The organism is Nonomuraea sp. NPDC052116, assembly GCF_040680035.1.
Classification (GTDB): domain Bacteria; phylum Actinomycetota; class Actinomycetes; order Streptosporangiales; family Streptosporangiaceae; genus Nonomuraea; species Nonomuraea angiospora_A.
Genome location: NZ_JBFAWA010000002.1, coordinates 1 through 23,073 on the forward strand (window position 1 = coordinate 1; position 23,073 = coordinate 23,073).

The following is a 23,073-nucleotide window of genomic DNA, read 5'->3' on the forward strand; positions in this document are numbered from 1 at the left end:
AGTACGGGCCGCGCAGGAGCCGACCAGACAGAACTTCAGGTTCGCTGCCGTTCTGCGGGGGCGATCTACTCGACGACGTCGCACCGCTCCTGCCCCGAAACCGCCGCACCTCCTGGACATGGGGGCCAGGAGGTGCGGGGCTTGTCGTGCTCCTCGGGGGTCAGGTTCGCCGCCACCGCCAGTACGGGTCACTGCGGGCCCACGGTATGGCGCGGCCCAAGGAGGCGATCTTGGTTGCCGACGGGCCGGTCAGGGGCACTTGGCCCGCATGGTGGGGCTGTACCCGTTGCCGCCCCCCATGAGGTGCCCCATCAGGCGGTAGGTGAACGTGGTGCCGCGCTTGCACCCCTTGTACAGGGTCTTCGGCCCCGGGGCGCTGTAGGTCGTGCTCGCGATCTTCTGCCAGCCCCACCAGCGCTTGCGCTGGAGTTGGATGGAGACCCGCGCGGTCCCCCGGCACCCCGGGGCCCACGAGGTCGCCGCCACGTGTCCCCTGCGCATCTCCGGCTTGTAGACGCGGATCTGGCACGAGGTCGCGGTGGTCGCCGCGGTGACGGCTGCGGGGGCCGCGGCGGCCGTGCTGGACTTCGCCGTGGGGGCCGCCTGGGCAGGGGCGCCGACCGCGAGTCCGGCGGCCACGACCGCGGCACCGAGGATGGTGGTCCTAATCGTTCGCATTGCCTCTCCTTGGTCGTACCGAATGCGGAGAACGTAGCCCCGCGCGTGTTGAGAGGCTGTTGAGAACCTGTTGAGTCCCGGCTCGCGCACAAGGACGAGGACCTAACTGAGCTTTCGTCCCGGACGTAACGGCCAAGAGCAGGAGTCGAGTGATGGCACTCCGGGCGACCCGGTCGGCATCGCCCGGACGTCTCGATGGGAGAACACCTCCTTGGGTACCAGCATCCCGCCCCTGGCCAACCTCGACCCGCAGAAGGTCGGAGACACGCTCCTACGCATCATCGCCGGCGGTTACCCAATGTCCGGGGCCAGCACCACGGCAAGCCTGGCCCGAAGAAGGCTCGACCCCGGCAACTGGACCGCAGAAGAACAGTTCGTGCATGACGTGCTGACCGCGCCGCTAGAGACCGTCTACAACGAGTGGGCTCGCGGCGGCCAGGAGCGGCCGGACCGGTGAGCACCCGCGTAGCCAGCGGTTCGCTGTGGTCACCGATCCTTCCCCACCATGGGTCAGGACTTGGGCGATACGACCGTCGAGTTCCCCCCACACCTCGTGATCTCCCACCGCTCACCGTCGGCGACTTGCGCCGCTTCCTGCTCAAAGAGGCCGTGCCCGACGACGTGCCCATCGTCGTGGGCGGAGTCGAGTTCGACGACCCGAACAAGAGGCTCATCGGGCTCGCCGACGACATCTGGCTCGATGGTGAGGGAGCACTCGGTGGCCGCCTGGTCCTGGCCGCAGCAGGAATCGGCCTAGTTGACGGTTGATTACGTGCCTCCGGTCCAGGGTCTAGGGCGAATCGTCCCTTCCCGGGGGCTGCGGTCGTACAGGTACAGGGAGGTCCGTAGCCCTCGGGGGTATAGTTCCAGTACATGATCGACATTCCGCTCTGGTCAATGACTCCTCCGGGCCCTGCTACCGGAATCCCCAGCCTGACGCTGTACGGAGCGGACATCCCGGCCTCGGGTGCGGTGGTGGTGTGCCCCGGCGGCGGTTACGCCAGACTGGCCGAGAACGAGAGCACGGACGTGGCCCTCTGGCTGGTCGCGCTGGGCGTCGACGCTTACGTGCTCCGCTACCGGGTGGCCGGGGGCGAGCCGGGCCGCGAGCCGCTGCATCCAGCTCCCTTGGACGACCTGCGCCAGGCGATGCACGTCATCCGGGAACGCGGCGCCACGCGGGTCGCCGTCATGGGATTTTCCGCCGGCGGCCATCTCGCCGCCACCCTCGCCACCTCCAAAGACGGCTCGAACGACGGGGAGCGCCCGGATGCCGTGGTGCTCGGTTACCCGGTCATCGACCTCACCGGGGCGCACTCCTCGTCCCGCCGCCGACTGCTCGGTACTGACGGCAGTGAGGAGCAGGCGACAGCCCTATCCGCCCACCTGAACGTGACGGCCGAGACGCCACCGACATTCCTCTGGCACACCGCGAACGACAATGTGGTCCCAGTCGACAACAGCCTGCTGTTTGCCGCAGCACTCGCCCGCGCCGGCACGCCGTTCGAGCTCCATGTCTTTCCCGAGGGCAAGCACGGGCTCGGGCTCGCCCAGAGCGAACCGACCGCGTCCGCTTGGCCCAGCCTCTGCGCCACGTGGCTCGCAGCCCAAGGCTTCGGCCCGCGTCCCTGATCGCCGACCGTCCGCAGGGGGCGGCGGCCTTGTGGTCCTCCTTGGGCCCGATCGCGGGCATATCACTCGAAGATGGCCTCGACCAAGGCATCCCCCGTCTCCGCCTCAGCGACCAAACCCTTTGTCGGCAGGCTCTAAGTCCCACCAGCCGAGAACGCTTCGGCCCTTATGACGCCCACCAGTCCAGCAACCAACTGCCGCGATCTGTCCGTTCTCATCCATCGTGTCAGGGAGCCATGTCGGCGAGCTGCGCACCGACAACTGCCTTGAGGCAAGACGGGCGAGCAATCCAGCTGGGGATCAATGGGCTTGGACGTCACAGGGTCGATGTCCCCATGGTCTTGTCAGTTCCGGTGAGCGCCGACCAGGCAAGTGACAGAACCGATGAGACCAGCCGCGTTGGAATCTCATCGATCTTGTCAGTTTTCCGAGTCAACACCGCCTCATCGGAACGTGGCGTGGCCGCCGAACGGGCGCTCCAACGCGCACTACGCGGCATGAGCGGAGGTCGTCCGGCGGTGTCCCACCGAAGCGTGGGTCCCTCTCGACACGTTATGTGACACCTACCGCTTGGCCGACGAGGTGATCGACGATCCGGCCGGGGCTGCGGAGTCCGGCACCCCCGCGTAGTCGGGCAGCTCGATGCCGTTGATCGCGCGCCCGACCAGCTCGGTGAACCATTCGCCGGCGAAATCGGGGCTCGGCTCGGCGTCTGGCCCGGGGACGTCGCGGCTGCGGGCGTTCAACCGGCCGATCTCCTGGTTGGCCTCGACGAACGAGCGCATCCGCGCCTCGTAGCGGGCGAACCCGGCGTCGGGGTCCCATCCGGCGGCGGCCAGCTCTCCGGCCAGCAGGTAGGCGCCGACCAGCGCCAGCCCGGTGCCCTGCCCGGACATCGGCGAGGAGCTGAACGCCGCGTCCCCCAGCAGCCCCACCCGTCCACTCGACCAGCGGTCCATCACCACCTGGGCGACCTGGTCGAGGTAGAAGTCCGGGGTGTCGTCCAGGTGCGCGAGGATGTCCGGGGTCAACCAGCCCAGACCCGCCATCCGCTCACGCAGCAGGACCTTCTGGGCCGCGACGTCACGGTAGTCGACGTCGAGGTCGGCCGAGGCGAAGTAGAACATGGCCATCGCCCGGGTGGCGTCCTGGATGGGCCGCAGGAGGGCAGCGCGCCCAGACTCCTGATCCTGGTACTCGAGCAGCCAGCGGTCCAGCCCGAACTCGTTGGGCACACTGTAGAAGGCCAGCACGTGCCCGAGGTGGCGGAGGAACCGCTCATGCGGCCCGAAGACCATCGCTCGCAGCTCCGAGTGCAACCCGTCGGCCCCGACCACCAGGTCGAAGCGCCGCCGGTCGCCGCCCGCGAAGACCACGTCGACCCCGTCCGCGTCCTGGGCGAGCCCCGCGATTCGGTCGCCGAAGACGTACTCGACGCCGTCGCGGGTGTCGTCGTAGAGCACCTGGGCCAGGTCCCCGCGCAGGATCTCGATGTCCGCGATGAACCCGTCGCCGCCGTCGTCGTCGGCACGGAAGGTCTCCAGCACTTGCCCGTCCGCGTCCACGGTGTGCGCGCCGGCGGTGTCGGTGCACGCCGCCCGCACCGCCGCGTCCAGCCCCATGCGCCCGATGACCTCCCTGGCGACCCCACGCGCGTCCACCCCCTGCCCGCCGGGACGCAGCTCAGGAGCCCGCTCCACCACGGTCACCTCGGCCCCCCGCCGGCGCAGCCAATGGGCCAGCGCGGGTCCCGCGATGCTCGCCCCCGCCACCAACACCCTGGGACCGCTCACCCGCCCGCCGGTCCGGATGGTGTGCTCCTGCTTGGAGTCGTCGACGCTCATCACTGCCTCCATATGCTTCCCCCTGCGCTGGGACGTTCCCAGCACAGGCCCACCGCTGTCGGTGTGTCCAGCCGTATGGACCACGGGTCCGCACAAAACTCATCGGCACGACCGAAATCGCGTCCACGCTCCCGCAAACGCCCTGAACTCGGCATGTGCGTGCAACGGGCATGGTCATGATCGCCTCGGCCTCGGCAGACATTGATGAGAAACGCCAACTCCGATGAGACTCACATCAGCCCAGACTGGTGCAAACCAGGCGAACCAGGCCGTCAGCTACGCCGCCACCTGAGAATTCGCCAGACCTGCGCGCAACACAGTGAGACGCTGAAAGGACCAGTGAGAACGGACACGATCCCTCCCGATGCAGGGTTAGTCCGAACGTTTCGCGAGCGGTGGCAAGCTCGGTTCGGACGATGCAAGGTTCGCCCGAACAGGACAGCTCCTCTTTGAGAACCTGCACGGCCTTGCGGCGCGTTTCTCGGGCAACTTCCGAACTCGACGAGTGTCGGCCCAACATTCCTCGTCCCTTAGGAGAAGGCCATGGCAGTCACCCTCTACGAGACCTCCAGCGGCCTGCTCATCCTCGAGCGCTGGGACGAGGTGGCATGGTCCCTTCAGGTCGCCGACCGGACGAACCTGATGGGCCGATTCGCCGAACACGCCGAGGCTTGGACCAGTGGCGATTGGGAGCCGAACGAGACCGACGGTTGGCATCCCGCGAGCGTCGACGACCTCACGGTCATAGCAACGTGGGGTGCAGTCCATGGCGTGACACTCCAGGTCCACCGGCACGAGCTTGGCGACGCGGCGCAGGACTACCTGCCTTCCCTCATCGTGAAGAGCTTCACTTACACCCGCGAGAACGCCAACCCGGCCTGGGGCATCGACGTCATCACCATCACGGCCACCGGAACGGAGGTCATCGAAGAACACACCGTCGACGGCGTCACGCGCAGCGACAGCCATAGCCGGAGCTTCGTCGATGAGTTCGAGGTGGAGCTGCACCTGCGCAGGCGCGACCTTGATTACGCCGGCGAAGGCTACGAGGGTGTCGTTTCCCACTGACATCGCATGACGAACAACACCACGCGAGACTCACTCGCAGTAACTGATAACCAAAAGTGAGTCATGGCCCCATTGCCCGTCGGCCAACGACGGTGCCGGTGGCATTCCGGTCTGGAGTGGGCATCAGTCGGTCAACCACCCAGACGGTCAAGGGGTGGGCGAGCCCCGGCCCACCTACTGCCGTGGTGGGGCGGTGGACTCGCGGATGATCAGGCGGGGCGGGACCAGGGAGATGTCCGGCTGTGACTGGCCGCTCAGTTCGGCGAGTGCCGCGTGGAAGCAGGCCCGGCCCAGTCCCACGAAGTCCATGCGTACGGTCGTCAGCGCCGGGGTCCAGAAGGCCGAGCCCGGGATGTCGTCGAAGCCCACGATGCTGACGTCCCCGGGAACGTCCTTGCCCGCGTCGTAGAGCGCCCGCCGTACCCCCTGCGCGATGTCGTCGTTGCCGCACAGGATCGCCGTCACCCCGGGCGAGCGGGCCAGCCGCTCCCCCGCCGCGTACGCCGACTCGATGTCCCACCCGCACCCCAGCACCGAGGGGATCTCCGCGCCCGCCTGCCGCAGCGCGTCGCGCCACCCCGCGTGCCGCCCGCCGGCCCGGCCCTCGGACGGGATGGCCACGTGGTGGACGGTACGGTGCCCCAGGTCGAGCAGGTGCTGGGTGGCGTCGGCGGCGGCCCGGCGCTCGTCCAGCGCGATCGCCACCCGCCCCAGATCGGGCGCGACCGGCTCGGCGGCCACCACGGCCGGGATGTGCGGCGGCAGCGCCTGCGCCACCGCCGTTCCCAGCGGGTCGAACGCGATCACCACCAGGCCGCCCGCGCTCGGATCGCTGACGTAGTCGACCGTCTGCCGGACCTCGGCCGACTCCACGACCCTGATCCCCAGCGCCACGCCCTCGGTCCTGGCGGCCTCCTCGATGCCCTGGAGGGTGGAGGCGTACCCGTACAGCATGGTGTTGGAGGTCACGACGGTGACGCCGCTGGCGCGGCCGAGGCCGAGCGCCCGGGCGGCCCGGTTGGGGCGGAAGCCCAGCCGGTCGATCGCGGCCAGCACCGCGGCCCGGGTGTCGGGCCGCACCCGGGGTGAGTCGTTCAGCACGCGGGAGACGGTCTGATGCGAGACGCCGGCCGCGGCGGCGACGTCGCGGATGCTCGGGACGGCCCCTTTACGGACATGTCGGGGGCTCGTGGTCACGGTCACATGGTAGTCGGGCCCAGGAGCGGAGGTCGGGAGCGGTTCCCGAAGCTCCAGGTCCCGGGAAGTGCCGGTCAGTCGGCGCGTACGGGCTGCTGGTAGTTGTTCAGGAGGGTGAAGTGCTCGCTCGACTCCGCCGGGATCGGGCCGATCTCCACGGGTGCGGAGGGGGAGATCAGGTCGGCGCGGTAGAGCTTGGCCGTGGCGGGGTCGTCGTTCTCGTTGGCCGCGATGATCAGGGAGCGGCGGTCCCGGGAGACGGCCGCCGTGATGATCGACGACTCGGTCGCCGGGGCGATCTCGTTCTTCACCTTCACCTCGGTGTGCTGCACGTAATCGATGTCGTTCCGGGCGAGCCGAGGGTTGATCCGCGCGGTGTAGAAGTCGTTGCTCCCGCCGGCGCAGAGCAGGTCGGTGGCGTTGATCCAGGCGAGCGGGTCGCAGTGGCGCAGGCCGCCGTCGCGTACGACGATCTTCATGCCGAACGGCAGTTGGAGCGGAGCGTCCTCATAGCGGTCCACCGTGTTCCCGAGGATGTCCAGTTCAGCCCCTTGGACCAGGTTGATCCCCACGGCCGCCCGGCTGGGGTGCGCCGCGAACCTCCCGGAGGGATGGACGGTGCCCGGGCACATGACGGCGACCGATCCCACGACGCGGTAGAAGGTGTCGTCGTTGCTGTTGGTGAAACAGGCCAGGCTGATCTTGCGCGGAGTCAGCCGGCCGTTCGGGTCCGCCGAGAAGTACTGCTGGGAGTCGCGCAGGAACCAGAACGACCCGTCGGGCGCGAATCCGGGGTACTTGTCGGAGAACGTCTCCTTGACATATCCCTTCTTGTTCGACCTGTCGGTGAGGTCCGTGAACGTCCCGGTGCCGAGGTCGAGCCAGCCGACGTGCGTCGGGTCGCCGCTGGACGGGAAGTCCACCTGGACGGCGACCCGGCGGCCGTCCGGCGAGACCGGGCTGACGCCGGGATCTCCCTCCTCACCGCACAGGCTGCGCACGACGGCCTTCTCTCCGCCCGCCGTCGCGGCGATCTCGGTCAGGAGCGGCGCGAGCGTCACGCTGGAGAAGCTCGCGACACCGGTACGGAAGGCGTCGTCGTAGGCCGTGGCCCGCCACCCGTCGTCATTCCACGAGCAGGCGACCGGCCCCTGGGCGGCGAGCACGGCCGGAAGGCTCTTCGCCGCCTCGGCCAGCGCCGTCTTCCTGGCGTCCGGAGTGGGGGTGGAGGCGCGCGGGCTCGGCTGGGACAGGGCGACGGGGCCGGAGGCCGCCGAACAGCCGGTTGCCGCCAGGAGGAGCGCGACCGCCGTCGCCGGCCAGCCACCGCTACGGGAACTCATCCAAGATCTCCTTCACGCCTTCAATGATGATCCTTAAAAGAGTGAATACCATTAACCATGTGTCGCCCATTCACCGCAAGTGGCCGCGGCAGGCGAGACCAGACAAGATGGTCGGGTGACAGCGTTGACGCGACGGGAACGACTGCGGGCCGAGCTCGAACGCGACGCCAAGGCCGCCGCCCGCAGGATCGCCGCGGAGGAGGGCATCGAGGGTCTCACCCTCGCCGCCGTGGCCCGCGGCGTCGGCGTGACGCCCCCGGCCCTCTACCGCTACTTCAACGGCAGGGCGGGCCTCATCCGCGCCATCTACGACGACATCACCGCGGAGTTCATCGACACCGTGGACCGGGCCGCGCGGCGCCAGGACCCTGACGACGTCAGCGCCCAGCTGCACGCCGCCACCCAGGCCGTGCTCGACTGGTCGCTGGCCAACAAGGTCGAGTTCGACCTGCTCATGGGAGCCGGGTTCGCCAAGATCGCCGAGTCGGAGGAGAGCATCCCGGTGATCATCGCGCGCGAGCTGGGCGGCCTGTTCGGGCAGCTGTTCGCCCGCCTGTGGAACGAGGGGCGGCTGACCTGCCCGGCGGACGAGGAGATCGACCCCGTCCTGGCAGCCCAGTTGCGCACCTACCGCTCGGAAGTCGGCCTGGAGTTCCCCATCGGCGTGGTGTTCCTCATGGTCGTCTGCTGGCGGCAGATCTACGGGCTGCTCTGCATGGCCGTGTACGGGCACCACAAGTTCGCCTTCGACGACCTGCAGCCGCTGTTCGAGCACATGATCGACGACCTGCTCGGCCTCCTCGGGCTCAAGCGGAGCCCCAACCTGCGCCTGCGGTGAAGCCGGCTCCTCCCGCAGGTGACCTCAGCCGGCGGGTGGAGGTCACCGACGTCGGGCAGCCGGATCCCGGCCTTCCTGCCGGCGGGTCAGGCCGGTCCGCCTGGCCGGTAGGCGTCAGTGTGGACGAGGCCAGGAGCATCAGCTTGCCGGCGTCCGCAGAGCCGGGCGTGATGGTCAATATCGGCGGGTGCTTGGCCTCGGCTCGGGGTGGACAAGGTAGGGAAGACCTCCACCCCAACAGGCAGGTAGGCATGACTGAACATGAGTGATCTTCTCGCCACATTGGAGGCATGAAGAAATTGCTCGCCGCCGCTGTCGCCGGCTGTCTGGTCATCGCCCCCGTTGCTCCCGCCTTCGCCGCCGCCGCAACACCCTCGCCGCAGTCCCGCCTTGACCGGCTCACCACCGAGGACGGCATGGCGGGCGCGTTGAGCCAGGTGCGGACCCCGGGCGGCACGACCGTGACCCTGCGTTCCGGCACCGCGGAGCGGGGCACCGGCCAGCCGATGATCGGCCCCGAGGGCCGGTTCCGGATCGCCAGCGTGAGCAAGCCGATCATCGCCGCCACCGTGCTGCGACTGGCCGATCAGAAGAAGATCGACCTGGACGCGCCGGTGGAGCATTATCTGCCCGGCGTGCTGCGCGGCAGAGGTGACGGTGCGGCGATCGATGGGCGGAAGATCACCGTCGGGATGCTGCTGCAGCAGACCAGTGGCCTGCCCGAGTTCCTCAACGCGATCGAGTGGAAGGAGCCGTTCCCGGACTTCCTGCGGGTGGCGCTCGCGCTCAAGCCCACGCCCCGCGGCTCGTTCGCCTACGCCAACACCAACTACCTGGTCCTCGGCATGATCGTGACCGAGGTGACCGGCAAGGACTTCCGGCAGGCGAGCCGAGATCTGATCTTGAAGCCGTACGGGATGCGGGACACGTACTGGCCGGCCAAGGGCGACTACGGCATCCGTGGCCCGCACGCCCACACCTACGGGGTGCACCCCGGCCGCCCGCAGGACGGGGAGGTGGATCTGACCGACCGGCTGCCCACGTACGAGTTCGGGCCCAGCGGCGGTCTGGTCTCCACCCCGGAGGACCTCAACCGGTTCTGGAGTAAGGCCCCGCTGGGCAAAATGATGGCCGGCACGGTGCCGGTCGAGCAGGAAGGCTGGCCCGAGGGCGCCCGCTACGGCTACGGGGTGGCCCGGATGGAGTCGGGCTGCGGCCATGCCTACTTCGGCGCCGGCGACATGGCGGGGGCCGCGGTGTTCAGCGGCCGGGACCGGGCCGGGCGCGCGGCCACCGTCTACGTCACGGGCGTCCCCGAGAAGCGGCAGCACCTGATCGACGCCTTCGTCGCCGCCATGTGCGATCGCTGAGTCTGGGTTGGCCGAGGGTGGCGCCACCTACCCCTGGGTGAGGCGGAGGACGCCCCAGTGGCTGGTGTCCAGGTAGCTTCGGCCGGTGTTGTCGTTCCAGGTCACGGCGCTGGTACGGGCGGTGCCCGAGGCGTCGTTGACCTGGGCGTCGAAGCCCAGCAGCGTCCCCGGAGCGAGGGTGATCGTGGGCAGTTCGATGGCCGCCTCGACGACGTATCCGCCGGGCACCGTCCTGGTCACCGCCTTCACGTGGTCCTTCACCCCGCCCGCGTCGAACGTCCCGCCGACCGTGATCCGGCCCGAGAAGCTGATCCGGTACTGGCCGTCGTCGTCCTCGTAGCCCTTGGTCTTGCCGTTGCCCGGGTCCACGAAGATCTCGACGGAGTCCTGCTCCCACGGGTTCGGGGACTCCTCGCTCAGCGTCGGATCGGCGACCTGGGCGAGCACGTACAGCGTGGATCCGCTCCACAGCGAGCGCACCTTGGCGGTCGCGCCGGACGTGCCCTGGATCCAGGTCGCGGTGCGGATCTCCGGCGCGGCCGACCAGGCCCGGTCCACGGCGCCGTCGAGCACGGGCGTGCGGTGGGCGGCGGAGGTGAGCTTGACGGCGGGCGCGGCGGTCACCTTCCCCGTCCAGGAGGTGCTCGCGCCGGCGGAGTCGCTCACGGTCACGTCTGTGTTGGTGCCGGTCGCGATCAGGGCCTCGACGCGGTAGCCGGTCGGCGTCGGCCGCACCGCCGCCTTGAGGCCGCCGCCGGTCCATCCGACGGCGTACGAGGTGCCGGTCCGCTTGACGACGTGCGGGGTGCCGGTCCCCTTGGCGATGTACGAGCCGCCGGTTCGTTTGACGACGTACGAGGTGCCGTCGACCGTGAACGTCACCCGGTCATCCTCCCCCGCGGTCGGATCCGTGACCTCGACCAGCACGTACAGCCCCTTGCCCGACGAGCGCGCCTGGAACCCGGCCGACACGTCCCCCACCCGCGCGACCGGCGAGTCCGGCAGCAGGTCCCACTCCAGGTCCCGCTTGCCGTCCACCTTGGGCGTCCCGGCGGGCGCCTCCAGCCGGCGCACCGCCGGGGAGAGCCGCGACGGGTCCACGACGCCCCAGTAGGCGGGCTTGGCCTGCAGGTCGTCGTCGAACAGCAGCGGCGCGTTCAGCCGCGGGATCGGCCACGACCGCAGCCAGCTCACGTCGTCGGACTCGCCCCAGACGGTCACGGAGCTGAGCTTGGCGGCCTGCCGCCGGAAGACGTCGAACAGCTCCTTGTAGCGGTGGCCCTGCTGGACGAGCAGCTCGGGCGGGATCGTGTCGTACGACGACACGAAGTCCGTGTAGACGCTGACGTCCAGCTCGGTGATCTGCTGGTCCACCCCCAGCGTGGCGAAGCGCTCGATCGTGGCCTCGACGGAGGAGGCGGGCGGGTACTCGATGTTCAGGTGGAGCTGGTGGCCCACGCCGTCGATCGGCACCCCTTCCGCCTTCAGCCGCTTGACCAGCGCGTACAGGGCCTCGCGCTTGCGCGGGAACTCGGTGTTGTAGTCGTTGATGAAGAGCTTGGCGTCCGGGTCGGCCTCGTGGGCGACGCGGAAGGCGGTGCGGATGAAGTCGAGGCCGGCGATCTCGTACCACTTGGAACGGCGCAGGCCGTCGGGCTGGTTCTCGTCCACGACCTCGTTGACCACGTCCCAGGCCGCGATCTTGCCCTTGTACCGGGTCACGAGCGTGCGCACGTGCGTCTCCAGGCGCCTGAGCAGCAGCTCCTTGTCGGCGTTCTGGAAGACCCAGTCGGGGGTCTGGCTGTGCCAGGCGAGCGTGTGGCCGCGGATCGTCATGCCGTGCCGGGTGGCGAAGTCCACCAGGAAGTCGCCGTCGGCGAAGGTGAACTCGCCCTCACGGGGCTCGGTGGCGTCCCATTTGAGCTCGTTGCCGGGCGTGACGCCGCTGAAGTGCCTGGCCAGCAGCTCACCGTGCACGCCGAGCGCGTCGGGCCTGGTGAGCGCCGAGCCCATGACGAACGGCACCTTGTCCTTGAGCGCGGGGATGTCGGTCTGGATCGGCTTGGGCTGGATGTACTTCATGGAGAAGTCGTCCAGGTAGAAGGGGAACGTGCCGGTGTCGGACTCGACATAGACGCTGAGGAAGTCGACGTCGTACGCGAGCGTGTACGTGCCGGACAGCTGCACCCACTCCCCCGCCGCCACATCCTTCGGCGAGACGACGCGCTCGTAGCTGGGGGTGCCGCCGGTCCTGCGCTCGATCGACAGGCCGAGCCGGCCCGCCGTGGCCTCCGGTCCGAGCCGCACCCACACCGACAGGGCGTATTTGTCGCCCTTGGCCATCCGGCCGAGCACATTGAGGGCGGGACCGTCCCAGGAGGCCGAGCGGCCGCTCACGGCCAGCGAGCGGCTGCCCGCGTGGGCGGCCTCCGCGCTCGGCTGGAGGGTGGCGGCGGCCCTGGACGCCCAGTCCTGCGCGGTGCCGTCCTCGAAGTCGCTGCTGACGGGCTCGCGCGTGGGGTCGCCCAGCGGGGTGACGACGATGTCGTCCAGGTAGAACTCGCCGGTGGCGTCGGAGCTCTCGGCGTAGAGCTGCACGTCGGCGGACTCGGCGGTGAACAGGTAGCTCCCCGACAGCCGCGTCCACCCGCCGTCGGTCACGGTGGCCGCCGCGACCCGCTCGTACGTGGTGCTGCCCCCGGTCGGGGTGCGCTGGACGGTCAGCGCGATCGTGGCGGCCGGCCGGCCGCTCACCTGCCGCGCGTACGCGGTCACGGTGTAGCCGACGCCCCGGACGAACGGCGCGGCGATGGACGCGCCGTGCCACGTGGCGGTCCGGCCGGTGGTCAGGAGGCTGCTCGTGCCCCCGTGGGCGGCGTCCGGCGTCACCGTGACGGAGACGCCGCCGCCGCGTGGCCCCCATCCCTGGGTGGTGCCGTTCTCGAAGTCGTAGGCGAGGTCCGCCGCCGCGTGCGCGGAGAGCACGGGCACGAGGCATAACAGGGCGGCGGCCACCAGGGCTCGAAGGGTGCGCACGATGCTCCCGATGAAAGTTTCAGCGAAGCGCCGATAAATATCAGGCGGACTGTAGATCGGCGCGCTCCCACGGTCAAGATTGCTCCTAATCTTGCAATCGCTTGTTGCAGCGTGGTGCAGTTTCACTGCAGGGCATTGACGGAGTGAGGCGGCTGAGTCAGCGTTTCATGCAACCGATTGCCGCACCCCCCATCGGCGAGGTCGCCTCATGCGCTTCCTGTTACTTCTCCCCTTGCTCGCCCTGCCTCCCGTGACAGCGGCCCCGGCGCCCGCCGCCATCGTGGTCGCGGCGGACGGTTCGGGAGACCACACGACCGTGCAGGCCGCGGTCGACGCCGTCCCCGCCGGCAACACCCGCCCGGTCACCATCCTGGTCCGCAAGGGCACCTACCGGCAGCAGGTGGTGATCCCGGCCGACAAACCGCACATCTCCCTGGTCGGCGCCACGCGGGACCCGTGCGAGGTGGTGCTCACGTTCGACGCCTCGGCGGCCGCGCAGAAGCCGGACGGCTCGGGACCGTACGGCACCTCCGGCAGCGCCTCGTACACGATCAGCGCCCCCGACTTCACCGCCCGCAACCTCACCTTCGAGAACGCCTACGACGAGGCCGCCCACGGCAACAGCCAGGCCGTGGCCGTGCGCACGACGGGCGACCGGCAGGTGTACGACAACGTGCGGTTCATCGGCAACCAGGACACCCTGTACGCCAACACCGCCTCGGCCACGACGACCGCCAGGCAGTACTTCACCGACTGCTACGTCGAAGGCGACGTCGACTTCATCTTCGGCCGCGCCACCGCCGTCTTCGACCACTGCCTGATCAAGGGCAGGACGCGCGGCAGCGCGGACAACAACGGCTACGTCACCGCCGCCAGCACCGAGCTGAGCAACCCGTACGGCTTCCTCATCTACCGCAGCCACCTCACCAGCGACGCGCCCGCCCGCACCTTCCACCTGGGCCGCCCGTGGCCGGCCGGCGGCTCCACCACGGCCCGGGGCCAGGTGCTGGTGCGCGAGTCGTGGCTGGGCCAGCAGATCAAGGACGCCCCCTGGACCGACATGTCCGGCTTGAGCTGGCGGGACGCCCGCCTGTCCGAGTACCGCAACCACGGCCCCGGCGCCACCGTCAACGACGACCGGCCGCAGCTCACGTCCGACCAGGCCGCCGCCTTCACCCCGGAGCGGTACCTGGCGGGCGCCGACGGCTGGAACCCGATCCGCCGCCACCGCCCCGTCCCGCGCGAGCCCGGCCGCGAAACGCTCCCCCGCGACGACGGCTGGGCCGCGGCCACCACCGGCACCACCGGCGGCTCGGCCGCCCGCCCCGAGGACGTCCACGTCGTCAGGACCAGGGCCGAGCTGGTCGCGGCGCTCGGCGACCCCGCCGACAACACCCCCAGGATCGTGTACGTAAAGGGCGCCATAGACGCCGACACCGCCCCCGACGGCACCCCGCTGACCTGCGAGGACTACGCCGTCAACGGCTACGGCCTGCCCGCCTACCTGGCCGCGTACGACCCGGCCGTCTGGGGCCGGACCAGCGTCCCCTCGGGCCCGCTGGAGGACGCCCGCAAGGCGTCGTACGCGAAGATGGCCGAGCACGTCACGGTCACCGTCGGCTCCAACGTCACCCTCATGGGCCTCGGCGCGGACGCGGCGCTGAAGAGCTTCGGCGTGCGCGTCAGCAACGCCGACAACGTCATCGTCCGCAACCTCACCATCACCGACACCTCCGACTGCTTCCCGCAGTGGGACCCGACCGACGGCGCGGACGGCAACTGGAACGCCTCCTTCGACAACGTCGAGGTCTCCGGGTCCACGCACGTCTGGCTCGACCACAACACGCTCAACGACGGCGACAACCCGGACGCGGGCCAGCCGCGCTACTTCGGCCGCCCGTACCAGGTGCACGACGGCCTGCTGGACGTGGTCCGCGCCTCCACGTACGTGACGCTCTCCTGGAACCACCTCAGCGACCACGACAAGGTCACCCTGGTCGGCAACACCGACAGCCCCACGCGGTACGGCGAGGAGGACAAGCTCAAGGTCACCCTGCACCACAACTACTTCGAGGGCCTCGGCCAGCGCACGCCCAGGGTGCGCTTCGGCCAGGTGCACGTCTACAACAACTACTACAAGGGCGGCGACGGCCACGGCTACAGCATCGGCGTGGGCTTCGGTTCCAAGGTCTACGCCGAGAACAACGCCTTCGACGGCATCGCGGCGGACAAGGTCCTGTCGGTGTTCAACGGCACCGCGATCACCGCGAAGGGCAACCTGGTGGACGGCGCGCCGGCCGACGTGGTCGCCGCGTACAACGCCGCGCACGGCACGGCCATCGGGTCGGACGCCGGCTGGACCCCGGCGCTGTTCACCCGCGTCCACCCGCCGCAGGCGCTGCGCGCCCTCGTCCCGGCCAGAGCCGGAGCGGGCCGCCTGCGCTGAGGCCGCCCGAGCCCGATCAGCTGACGGGGCCGAAGGTGGGAGTGGCGCGGCCACCTTCAGCCCCCATGGCACCCCCGGGCCTGGCCTAGCCTCGAAGACATGGACAGGGAGAACCCACTCGGCCAGTTCCTGCGGGCCCGCCGCGAGCTGCTCCAGCCGGAGGAGGCCGGCGTGCCGGTCACGACCCGGCGCCGCGTGGCGGGGCTGCGCCGCGAGGAGGTCGCCCGGCTCGCGGGCGTGAGCACCGACTACTACGTACGGCTGGAGCAGGGCCGCGAGCGCCACCCCTCCGCCCAGGTGGTCGACGCGCTCGCCCACGCGCTGGCCCTGGAGGAGGACGCGGTCGCGCACCTGCACCGGCTGGCCCGCCCGGTCCGGCGCAGGCGGGCGTCCGCCAGGCGGGAGCGGGTCAGCCCGAACCTGCTGCGCATGATGGAGGGCTGGCCGCACACCCCCGCGGTGGTCCTGGGCCGCTGCCTGAACGTGCTGGCCGCCAACGCGCTCGGCAGAGCCTTGTTCGACGGCCACGCCTACAGCGGGGACCTGGTCCGGCTGGTGTTCCTCGACCCGGACGCGCGGGAGTTCTATCCCGACTGGGACCGGGTGGCGGTCAACACGGTCGCCGGGCTCCGCGCCGGCGCGGGCACCGACCAGGACGACCCGCTGCTGATCGAGGTGGTCGGCGAGCTGTCGGTCAAGAGCGAGGCCTTCCGCAGACTGTGGGCCCGCCACGACATCCGCCAGAAGACCCACGAGACCAAGCGCTTCCGCCACCCCTTGGTGGGCGAGCTGACCCTGCACTACGAGTCGCTGACCGTGAACAGCGCTCCCGGGCAGCAGCTCGTCGTCTATCAGGCCGACCCGGGCAGCCCGTCGGAAGAGTCGCTGTCCCTGCTGGGCTCCCTGACCGCCGGCTGAACAACCCTGCACCGACCGCGCCCCGGCCGGGGCGCCATTTCGCCATGCCCGTCTACCTATTACCAAGGGAACTGACTGATATGACAAAGATCGTCCTGATCACCGGCGCCAGCAGCGGCATCGGCCAGGCCACCGCGACGCGCCTCGCCCGCGAGGGTCACCACCTGGTCATCGGCGCCCGCCGCGAGGACCGGCTGGCCGCCGTCGCCGAGGACATCAGGAACGAGGGCGGCAGCGTGGAGGTGCGCCGCCTCGACGTGACGGATCGCGCGGACGTCACGAGGTTCGTCGACACGGCCGCGAAACAGCACGGCCGGGTGGACGTGATCGTCAACAACGCGGGGGTGATGCCGCTGTCCCGGCTGGACTCGCTGCTGGTGGACGAGTGGGAGCGCATGATCGACGTGAACGTGCGCGGCCTGCTGCACGGCATCGCCGCGACGCTGCCCCACTTCCAGCGGCAGGGCGGCGGCCACTTCGTCACCGTCGCCTCGATCGGCGCGCACCAGGTGGTGCCGACGGCCGCGGTCTACTGCGCCACCAAGTACGCCGCCTGGGCGATCACCGAGGGGCTGCGCCAGGAGCTGGACCCGAGCATCCGGGTCACCACGGTCTCCCCGGGCGTCGTGGAGTCGGAGCTGGCCGACACGATCACCGAGCCGGGCGCGCAGGAGGCGATGCGCGCGTACCGGGCGGCTTCGATCCCGCCGGAGGCCATCGCCGACGCCATCGCGTACGCGATCGGCCAGCCTGTGGAGGTGGACGTGAACGAGATGATCATCCGCCCCGCCAGGCAGCGCTGACGGGGCGGGACGGGGTGGGGGCGCGCCGAGGCGCGCCCCCACGCGGCGTCACGGACCGTAGGCCTTGACCTCCAGGAGGCCCACGGAGTTGCTGCCGTTACCGGTGAGCAGGACCCGCAGGCGGGTCGTGCTCGTGGCGTTGAAGGTGACGCTGTTGTAGGCGTTCTTGGTCAGCGTGTACGCCGAGGCGCCCGGCACGTCCACGTACGCGCTGCCGTTCCAGTACTGCAGCTTCCACGACGCGGGCATGTCGATCCCCTCGTCGTCGTCGAAGAAGTACACCTCGGCCCGGTTCAGGTTCTGCGCCGAACCCCAGGTCAGGTCCACCCACTGCTGCCCGGTCTCCGGCCAGCAGCCCCAGCGCGGGTTGACGGTGTCGTTGGACGACGGCGGGTCGATCCCGTCGTTGATCGCGGCCACGCTCTCCCACGACGAGGTGTTCGACGCCGACGGCGTGGCCGACGACGCCAGGTTGGTGGGATTCGGCTGCTGCGTCCCGCCCCGGTTGAACACCTTGATCTCGGTGAGCCCCGTCCTGGCCCCGGAGGCGGCCGTGGCCAGCACCCGCAGGCGCTGCGTGCTGACCGCCGAGAACTGCACCACGTTGTAGTTGGCCCGCGGCGCGGACGGCGTCTTGGCCTGGCCGGGCACGCTCACCCAGGCGCTGCCGTTGTAGTACTGGATGTCGTACGACGCCGGCGCCCGGTAGGTGGCGCTGGCCGGGCGGCTGTCCTTGAAGTAGAGCCGCACCTCGTTGACCGTCTTGGCGGAGCCGAAGTTCAGCTCGTACCAGTCCTGCCCAGCGGTCGTGCCGCCCCAGAACGGCTCGTTGATCGGGAAGCCGTCCACCGCGCCCGCGGTGGTGCTGCCCGAGGCCGTGGTGGAGGCCGTGGCGGTGGCGCCGGAGGCGAGGTTGGTGAGGTTGGCGGTCAGGTCGACGCCGGCTTTGGCCAGCATGTCGACCATGCGGGCGCTGTTCTGGGTGACCTGCGCGGGCGCCTGCAGCCCGGGCACCGCCACGTGGTAGGTGACGGACCCGCTGGTGGTGACGTCACCGGTGGCCGGGTCCCACGTGAACGGCACCAGCGACGACACCGTGGCCGCCCGGTTGCCGTTGATGTAGATCGAGTAGCCCTCGGGCACGCCCGGGTAGCGCACGACGCCGTCGGACGGGTCGTCCCAGACGATGGTCAGGTCGGCGTTGCGGTAGCGCAGGTTGTTGACGGTGAAGTGGGTCCAGCCGATGTTGATCGGCGAGAGCTCCACCTTGGCGTCGTTGCGCGGCCGCAGGCCGGCGACGTCCTCGACCACGGTCCAGTTGCTGCTGCCCAGGATGTTGTGGTGGATCCACGAGCGGTACGTGATGGACGAGCCGTTCCAGTCGGCCCAGAACTCGTTGGCGTCCGGCCACTGGGTGTTGCCGTTGATGTACTGCGCCCAGGCGTTCCAGTAGAGCAGCTTCTTGTACCAGGTCGGGTCGATCCACTCGTTGGGGTAGTTCCGCAGCACCGAGGAGAGCAGGCGGAACTGCACCGTGGAGTTGATCGTGGAGAAGTTGTTGCTGCCGGTGCCCGAGGCCGCCTTGTCGGCCTGGTTGGCGGTGTAGAAGGGGAAGATCGGGTACTGCGCCGGGTCGTCGAACAGGCGCAGGGCCTGCTTGTAGGTGGAGGTGTTGGGGATCGCGCCGACGGCGAACGGGTAGTAGTTGTTGATCTCCTTCCACGGCACCCACTCGTTGGTGGACTTCAGCCGGTGCTCGAAGAGTTGCCTGTTCGGGTTCCACAGCACGTTGACGATGGCGTTCTGGATCTGCGTGGCCAGCGTGCGCATCTCGTTGGCCTTGGCCGTGTTGCCGACCGCGTCGTACGCCTGCGCGGCGGCCAGCGCCCCGCTGTACTGGTAGGCGGACTCGGCGCGGTCCATGTTGCCCGGCTTCCAGTGGAAGGACACGGCGTCGGCGTCGTTGCCGGTCAGGGCGCCCCAGTCGTACTCGATGAGCTTGTTGTTGTCGTGGTCGTAGTAGGAGAGCTGGCCCTTGACGTCCTGCTCGGCGTAGCGGGCCAGGTTCGCGGCGATGGCGGGCTGGCCGCCGTGGATCTGGTAGCTCTTCCAGGCCGCCTCGCCGATGTACTGCGTGTAGCTGTTCGACCAGTTCTCCGGGTCGCCGGGGTTGTCCAGGAAGCGGCCGTTCTTGGAGATCTGCCCGACGCTCAGCCAGTCGCCGTACGAGTAGATCGGGTTACGCAGGTACTTGAGGTCGTCGATGTGCATGGGCTGGGTCAGCGCGATCGCGTTGTTGTAGCCCAGCGCGCCCTCGACGGAGGTGGGGAACTGGAAGGTCTGTCCGGGGATGTCCGCGTCCAGGTTGTTGAAGCGCATCAGCCACCAGCGGTAGTAGATGTTCTTCTTGATGCCGGGCTCGGGGACGTCGATGTAGGGGATGTTGTCGGCCCACCACTTGTTGTAGGCCCGCACGTGCGTGGCGAACGCGGTGGCGGGCGTGTAGCCGGCGTAGGCGTCGTAGTCGGTGCGCGAGGCCGGGATCTCGTTGGTGACGAAGCCCATGACGACCTTGACGGTCGTCGTGGCCCCGGCGGCGATCGTGACGGACCTGTTCAGCCCGCCGCTGGAGACGGTGAACCCGTCACCGGTCAGCCTCGGGTAGAGGGTGGTGAGGTTGTTGTAGGCGTTCACCTGGCCGGTCAGCTCGCTGCCGCTGCCGGAGGTGGCGTACGGCGAGGTGGCCCGCAGCTGCAGCGTCGTCGAGGCGGAGCCGCCGTTGGTGATGGCCAGGTTGGCCACCGCCACGTTGTTGTCGGTGATGAACTTCGTCTGGTCGATCGTGATCGAGCCGCTGGTGTGCCGGCTCTTCCAGTAGCTGGGCGCCTGCCAGCGCGAGTTCACCTGTTCGGTGAACGTGCCGGGGGTGACGGCGACGGTGAAGGCGTTGTTGTTGTTGATGCTCTCCCAGTACGCCACCTGCCCGGCGAAGCCGAGCGTGCCGGGCGTGTGGGTCTTCATGAACAGCGCCCGGCCGCGCGTCATGAGCCACGTGCCGGCCGGGTCGTTGCCCGAGCGGGCCAGCAGCCGGTCCATCCAGAAGTCGGTGCCGGAGCTCTCGGCGTCGTAGATGGCCTGCATCGTGTTGCCGGTCGTGTACGACCCCGGCGGAGCGGGGACGGCCGGACCGCTGAAGGTCGGATAGCCGATGGTCTGGTCCGCGTGCGCCGGCGCACCGGCGACGACCAATCCCGCCACCAGCAGCAGGGCTAATAAGGCGCGCCTCATGAGAAGGCCCTCCATTCGAGCACACCGGTCGAGAAGCCGGACTTGGAGGTGATGTTCAGCCGCAACCGGGTTGTGTTGACCGAGGTGAACGTCGTGGTGTTGAAGGTGTTGCCCGCCACGCCGCAGGACGACTGGCCGGGCACGTTGACGTAGGCGCTGCCGTTCCAGTACTGCACCTGGCAGGAGGCCGGCAGGTCGATGCCCAGGTCGTCGTCGAACCAGTAGGTCTGGATCTTGGAGATGTTCTGGGCGCTGGGCCAGCGGTACTCGATCCACTCGGTGCCCTGGTGGTCCCAGTTGCCGTAGGCGCCGTGGCTGTGGTCGGCCGAGTTCGCCGGGGTGTAGCCGTCATTGATCGCCCCGAGCGTCTCCCAGGACGAGACGTACGAGGTGTAGGGGGTGGCGCTGGTCGCCAGATTGCCCGGGGTGGTGGGGCCGCCGCTGGTCTGGACGACCTTCTGCATGGTGCCGTCGGCGTTGAAGTAGAGCTTGTCGATGGTCACCGAGCGGCGGAAGTTGCCTCCGCCCGGGGCGGCGGCGTTGTGGTAGACCATGTACCACTGGCCCTTGTACTCGATGATCGCCGGGTGGTTGGTGGTCGAGCTGACCTGGTCGAGCACGACGCCGCGGTGCGTCCAGGGGCCGAGCGGGTTGCTGGCGGTGGCGTACCTGATGCAGGCGTAACCCGGCGCGGAGCAGGCCGAGTCGTTGGCCGCGTAGGCGAGGTAGTAGACGCCGTTGCGCTTGAACATCCAGGGGGCCTCCCAGAAGTTCGACACGCCGCTCGGGGTGACGACCGAGCCGTTGAGCGAGGTCATGTTGGCGTTGAGCTTGGCCGCGCGCAGGCCGTAGTAGGAGCCCCAGTACATGTAGACCTGGCCGTCGTCGTCGGTGAAGACGGTGGGGTCGATGTTGAGGGGCGAGGAGTTGGGGGTGCTGTCGCTGATCAGCGGGCCGCCCTTGGCGTCGCGGAACGGGCCGAGCGGGCTGTCGCCGACGGCCACGCCGATGTCCATCCAGCCGGCGCCGTTGCCGTTGACGGGGACGTACCAGTAGTACTTGCCGTCGGCGCCGCGCTCGACCTCGCCCGCCCAGGCGTCGGCGCCCGCCCAGGAGAAGTTCGAGATCGAGAGCTTGGCGCCCTGGTCGGTGAAGTTGGCGGCGTCGGTCGAGGTGAAGACGTGCCAGTCGCGCATGACGAAGTTCGTGCCGCCCGCGGGGGCCTCGTCGTGGCCGGTGTAGAGGTACAGGGTGTCGCCCACGACCAGCGCGGCCGGGTCGGCCGTGTAGATCGAGGTGGTGATCGGCGCGCCCGCGTACGCGGGCGTCGCGTTGCCGAGGATGAGCACGAGTGCCGCGGTGAGGGCCGCTGCCCAGCGTCGTCTCATGTGTTCGCCCCTTACAATCTAGCGATTGCTTTTGTTAGCGCTAACATCACGGACAGGGATCGAAGCGGTGAACCTAAAAGGTTTTCGGGAAAGTAGAACGACCGGACAGGGGCTGTCAATCGGCCACTGCAACTGTGTGCATGGCCTTCCAACTGGGCCTATCTGGCCTGACGGTCGCTGATCAGCTCGCGAGCCACCTCGTTACAGTTTCATAACACAGAAAAGGTTTTCGACTCGACTGTCATCGAGCGCAGGACGCGCCTCCGCTGAAAGACCGCTCTCCCGTGAGAAGTTCGTCTGAGTGCAGGAACGCCAGAAGGAACTCCAGTGGGACACGATCACGAAGGTCAGCGGGTCAGCCGGCGGCGGCTGATCACCGGCATCAGCTCGCTCGGGCTCGGCGCCGTACTGTCGGCACCCGGCGCCCGGGCCGGGGCGGCGTCGAGGACGGCCACCGGGGATCTCGCCTCGCTGCTCGCCGGCTCGCGGGTGTGCAAGCTGACCCCGACGGCGACGCAGGGACCCTATTACTTCGACGCCGACAAGATCCGCAGCGACATCCGGGAGAACAAGCCGGGTGTGCGGCTGCGGATGGGCATCAGGGTGCAGGACAGCGAGACGTGCTCGGCCATGGGCAACGCCGTCGTGGAGATCTGGCACTGCGACGCCGCGGGGGTCTACTCGGGGGCGGAGAAGGAGTCGAAGGACGACGCCGCCAGCGGCCCTCCCCCGGGCGGCTTCACCGACGTGGCCTTCATGAGCGACATGAAGCCCTCGGACGGCTACCGTTACCTGCGGGGCGCGCAGGTCACCAACGCCGACGGCATCGTGGAGTTCACGACCATCTGGCCGGGCTGGTACCCGGGCCGGACGGTCCACATCCACACCATGGTCCACTTCAGCGACCGGCGCGTGCTGAACACGCAGATCATGTTCGACGACGCGCTCAACGCCAAGGTGCTGGCCACGCCGCCCTACGCGGCGCACACCGGGCGCGACACCTTCAACAGCGCCGACAACATCTTCCGGGACGGCATGATGCTGCAGGTCATCGAGGACGGCGACGGCTACCTGGGCACGATCATCCTGTCCGCCGACTCCGATACCGACGGCGGCTGACCCCGTCCCCAACTCATGAGAACTTCATCCGCGGTAAAGGAGGTCCCAAGAGGTCCCGTCCTACGGTGAGGTCCGGAACACCACAGCATCCCGGACAAGGACACC

At 69.3% G+C, this 23,073-nt stretch carries 17 protein-coding genes; 10 read left to right on the forward strand and 7 right to left on the reverse strand.

Annotation, left to right across the window (positions count from 1 at the left end):
- Positions 1-249: 249 nt before the first annotated feature.
- Positions 250-678, reverse strand: coding sequence for a hypothetical protein (locus tag AB0L65_RS02895; protein WP_364239732.1), 429 nt, complete (start codon positions 676-678; stop codon positions 250-252).
- A gap of 211 nt (positions 679-889) precedes the next feature.
- Between AB0L65_RS02895 and AB0L65_RS02900 the strand changes: the two genes are divergently transcribed.
- The 3 genes from AB0L65_RS02900 (at position 890) to AB0L65_RS02910 (ending at position 2,310) form a co-directional block, all read left to right on the forward strand.
- Positions 890-1,135, forward strand: a complete 246-nt coding sequence (locus AB0L65_RS02900) for a hypothetical protein (RefSeq protein ID WP_364239733.1) — start codon at positions 890-892, stop codon at positions 1,133-1,135.
- A 125-nt stretch (positions 1,136-1,260) separates the two neighbouring features.
- The gene (locus AB0L65_RS02905) at positions 1,261-1,446 is read left to right on the forward strand and encodes a hypothetical protein (RefSeq protein WP_364239734.1); all 186 of its coding nucleotides are present in this window, start codon (positions 1,261-1,263) and stop codon (positions 1,444-1,446) included.
- Between the two features lie 105 nt (positions 1,447-1,551).
- Positions 1,552-2,310, forward strand: a complete 759-nt coding sequence (locus AB0L65_RS02910) for an alpha/beta hydrolase (protein WP_364239736.1) — start codon at positions 1,552-1,554, stop codon at positions 2,308-2,310.
- A 563-nt stretch (positions 2,311-2,873) separates the two neighbouring features.
- Here the strand turns inward: AB0L65_RS02910 and AB0L65_RS02915 are convergent.
- The gene (locus AB0L65_RS02915; protein WP_364239738.1) at positions 2,874-4,154 is read right to left on the reverse strand and encodes an FAD-dependent monooxygenase; all 1,281 of its coding nucleotides are present in this window, start codon (positions 4,152-4,154) and stop codon (positions 2,874-2,876) included.
- A gap of 543 nt (positions 4,155-4,697) precedes the next feature.
- Here AB0L65_RS02915 and AB0L65_RS02920 point away from each other — a divergent pair.
- Entirely contained in the window at positions 4,698-5,222 is a 525-nt protein-coding gene (locus tag AB0L65_RS02920; RefSeq protein ID WP_364239739.1) for a hypothetical protein, read from the forward strand.
- Positions 5,223-5,396: 174 nt separating this feature from the next.
- Here AB0L65_RS02920 and AB0L65_RS02925 read toward each other — a convergent pair whose 3' ends face one another.
- Both AB0L65_RS02925 and AB0L65_RS02930 read right to left on the reverse strand, forming a co-directional pair.
- Complete coding sequence (locus tag AB0L65_RS02925) at positions 5,397-6,419, reverse strand: LacI family DNA-binding transcriptional regulator (RefSeq protein ID WP_364239741.1); 1,023 nt, start codon at positions 6,417-6,419, stop codon at positions 5,397-5,399.
- A gap of 74 nt (positions 6,420-6,493) precedes the next feature.
- On the reverse strand, positions 6,494-7,762 hold the full coding sequence (locus tag AB0L65_RS02930; protein ID WP_364239742.1) for a hypothetical protein: 1,269 nt from the start codon (positions 7,760-7,762) through the stop codon (positions 6,494-6,496).
- 115 nt (positions 7,763-7,877) lie between these two features.
- On the opposite strand from AB0L65_RS02930, the gene AB0L65_RS02935 reads away from it, so the two are divergent.
- Positions 7,878-8,600 carry a TetR/AcrR family transcriptional regulator gene (locus AB0L65_RS02935; protein WP_364239743.1) on the forward strand — a complete coding sequence of 241 codons (723 nt, stop codon included), beginning with the start codon at positions 7,878-7,880 and terminating at the stop codon, positions 8,598-8,600.
- 290 nt (positions 8,601-8,890) lie between these two features.
- Positions 8,891-9,970 carry a serine hydrolase domain-containing protein gene (locus AB0L65_RS02940; protein ID WP_364239745.1) on the forward strand — a complete coding sequence of 360 codons (1,080 nt, stop codon included), beginning with the start codon at positions 8,891-8,893 and terminating at the stop codon, positions 9,968-9,970.
- Between the two features lie 27 nt (positions 9,971-9,997).
- Here AB0L65_RS02940 and AB0L65_RS02945 read toward each other — a convergent pair whose 3' ends face one another.
- Positions 9,998-13,006, reverse strand: a complete 3,009-nt coding sequence (locus AB0L65_RS02945; protein WP_364239746.1) for an endo-1,4-beta-xylanase — start codon at positions 13,004-13,006, stop codon at positions 9,998-10,000.
- A 250-nt stretch (positions 13,007-13,256) separates the two neighbouring features.
- Here AB0L65_RS02945 and AB0L65_RS02950 point away from each other — a divergent pair, with 250 nt between their 5' ends.
- The 3 genes from AB0L65_RS02950 (at position 13,257) to AB0L65_RS02960 (ending at position 17,173) form a co-directional block, all read left to right on the forward strand.
- Entirely contained in the window at positions 13,257-15,452 is a 2,196-nt protein-coding gene (locus AB0L65_RS02950; protein WP_364239748.1) for a pectinesterase family protein, read from the forward strand.
- Positions 15,453-15,551: 99 nt separating this feature from the next.
- On the forward strand, positions 15,552-16,370 hold the full coding sequence (locus AB0L65_RS02955) for a helix-turn-helix transcriptional regulator (RefSeq protein ID WP_364239750.1): 819 nt from the start codon (positions 15,552-15,554) through the stop codon (positions 16,368-16,370).
- A gap of 80 nt (positions 16,371-16,450) precedes the next feature.
- Positions 16,451-17,173, forward strand: coding sequence for an SDR family oxidoreductase (locus AB0L65_RS02960; protein ID WP_364239752.1), 723 nt, complete (start codon positions 16,451-16,453; stop codon positions 17,171-17,173).
- Positions 17,174-17,221: 48 nt separating this feature from the next.
- Here AB0L65_RS02960 and AB0L65_RS02965 read toward each other — a convergent pair whose 3' ends face one another.
- Together AB0L65_RS02965 and AB0L65_RS02970 are read right to left on the reverse strand one after the other, a co-directional pair.
- Positions 17,222-20,461: a hypothetical protein gene (locus AB0L65_RS02965; protein WP_364239753.1), complete on the reverse strand. Its 3,240-nt coding sequence runs from the start codon at positions 20,459-20,461 to the stop codon at positions 17,222-17,224.
- Positions 20,458-21,849 (reverse strand): glycoside hydrolase family 43 protein, encoded by a 1,392-nt coding sequence (locus AB0L65_RS02970; RefSeq protein ID WP_364239755.1) that lies wholly within the window; start codon positions 21,847-21,849, stop codon positions 20,458-20,460. The genes AB0L65_RS02965 and AB0L65_RS02970 overlap by 4 nt, the downstream gene beginning before the upstream one ends.
- A gap of 327 nt (positions 21,850-22,176) precedes the next feature.
- Between AB0L65_RS02970 and AB0L65_RS02975 the strand changes: the two genes are divergently transcribed.
- Entirely contained in the window at positions 22,177-22,968 is a 792-nt protein-coding gene (locus AB0L65_RS02975) for an intradiol ring-cleavage dioxygenase (protein ID WP_364239757.1), read from the forward strand.
- Positions 22,969-23,073: the final 105 nt, after the last annotated feature.

Excerpts from the sequence above, each read along its gene's own strand:
- AB0L65_RS02960 (WP_364239752.1), top strand. The coding sequence starts at position 16,451 with ATGACAAAGATCGTCCTGATCACCGGCGCCAGCAGCGGCATCGGCCAG.
- AB0L65_RS02970 (WP_364239755.1), bottom strand. The coding sequence starts at position 21,849 with ATGAGACGACGCTGGGCAGCGGCCCTCACCGCGGCACTCGTGCTCATC.
- AB0L65_RS02940 (WP_364239745.1), top strand. The coding sequence starts at position 8,891 with ATGAAGAAATTGCTCGCCGCCGCTGTCGCCGGCTGTCTGGTCATCGCC.
- AB0L65_RS02930 (WP_364239742.1), bottom strand. The coding sequence starts at position 7,762 with ATGAGTTCCCGTAGCGGTGGCTGGCCGGCGACGGCGGTCGCGCTCCTC.
- AB0L65_RS02920 (WP_364239739.1), top strand. The coding sequence starts at position 4,698 with ATGGCAGTCACCCTCTACGAGACCTCCAGCGGCCTGCTCATCCTCGAG.
- AB0L65_RS02910 (WP_364239736.1), top strand. The coding sequence starts at position 1,552 with ATGATCGACATTCCGCTCTGGTCAATGACTCCTCCGGGCCCTGCTACC.
- AB0L65_RS02955 (WP_364239750.1), top strand. The coding sequence starts at position 15,552 with ATGGACAGGGAGAACCCACTCGGCCAGTTCCTGCGGGCCCGCCGCGAG.
- AB0L65_RS02965 (WP_364239753.1), bottom strand. The coding sequence starts at position 20,461 with ATGAGGCGCGCCTTATTAGCCCTGCTGCTGGTGGCGGGATTGGTCGTC.
- AB0L65_RS02895 (WP_364239732.1), bottom strand. The coding sequence starts at position 678 with ATGCGAACGATTAGGACCACCATCCTCGGTGCCGCGGTCGTGGCCGCC.
- AB0L65_RS02915 (WP_364239738.1), bottom strand. The coding sequence starts at position 4,154 with ATGAGCGTCGACGACTCCAAGCAGGAGCACACCATCCGGACCGGCGGG.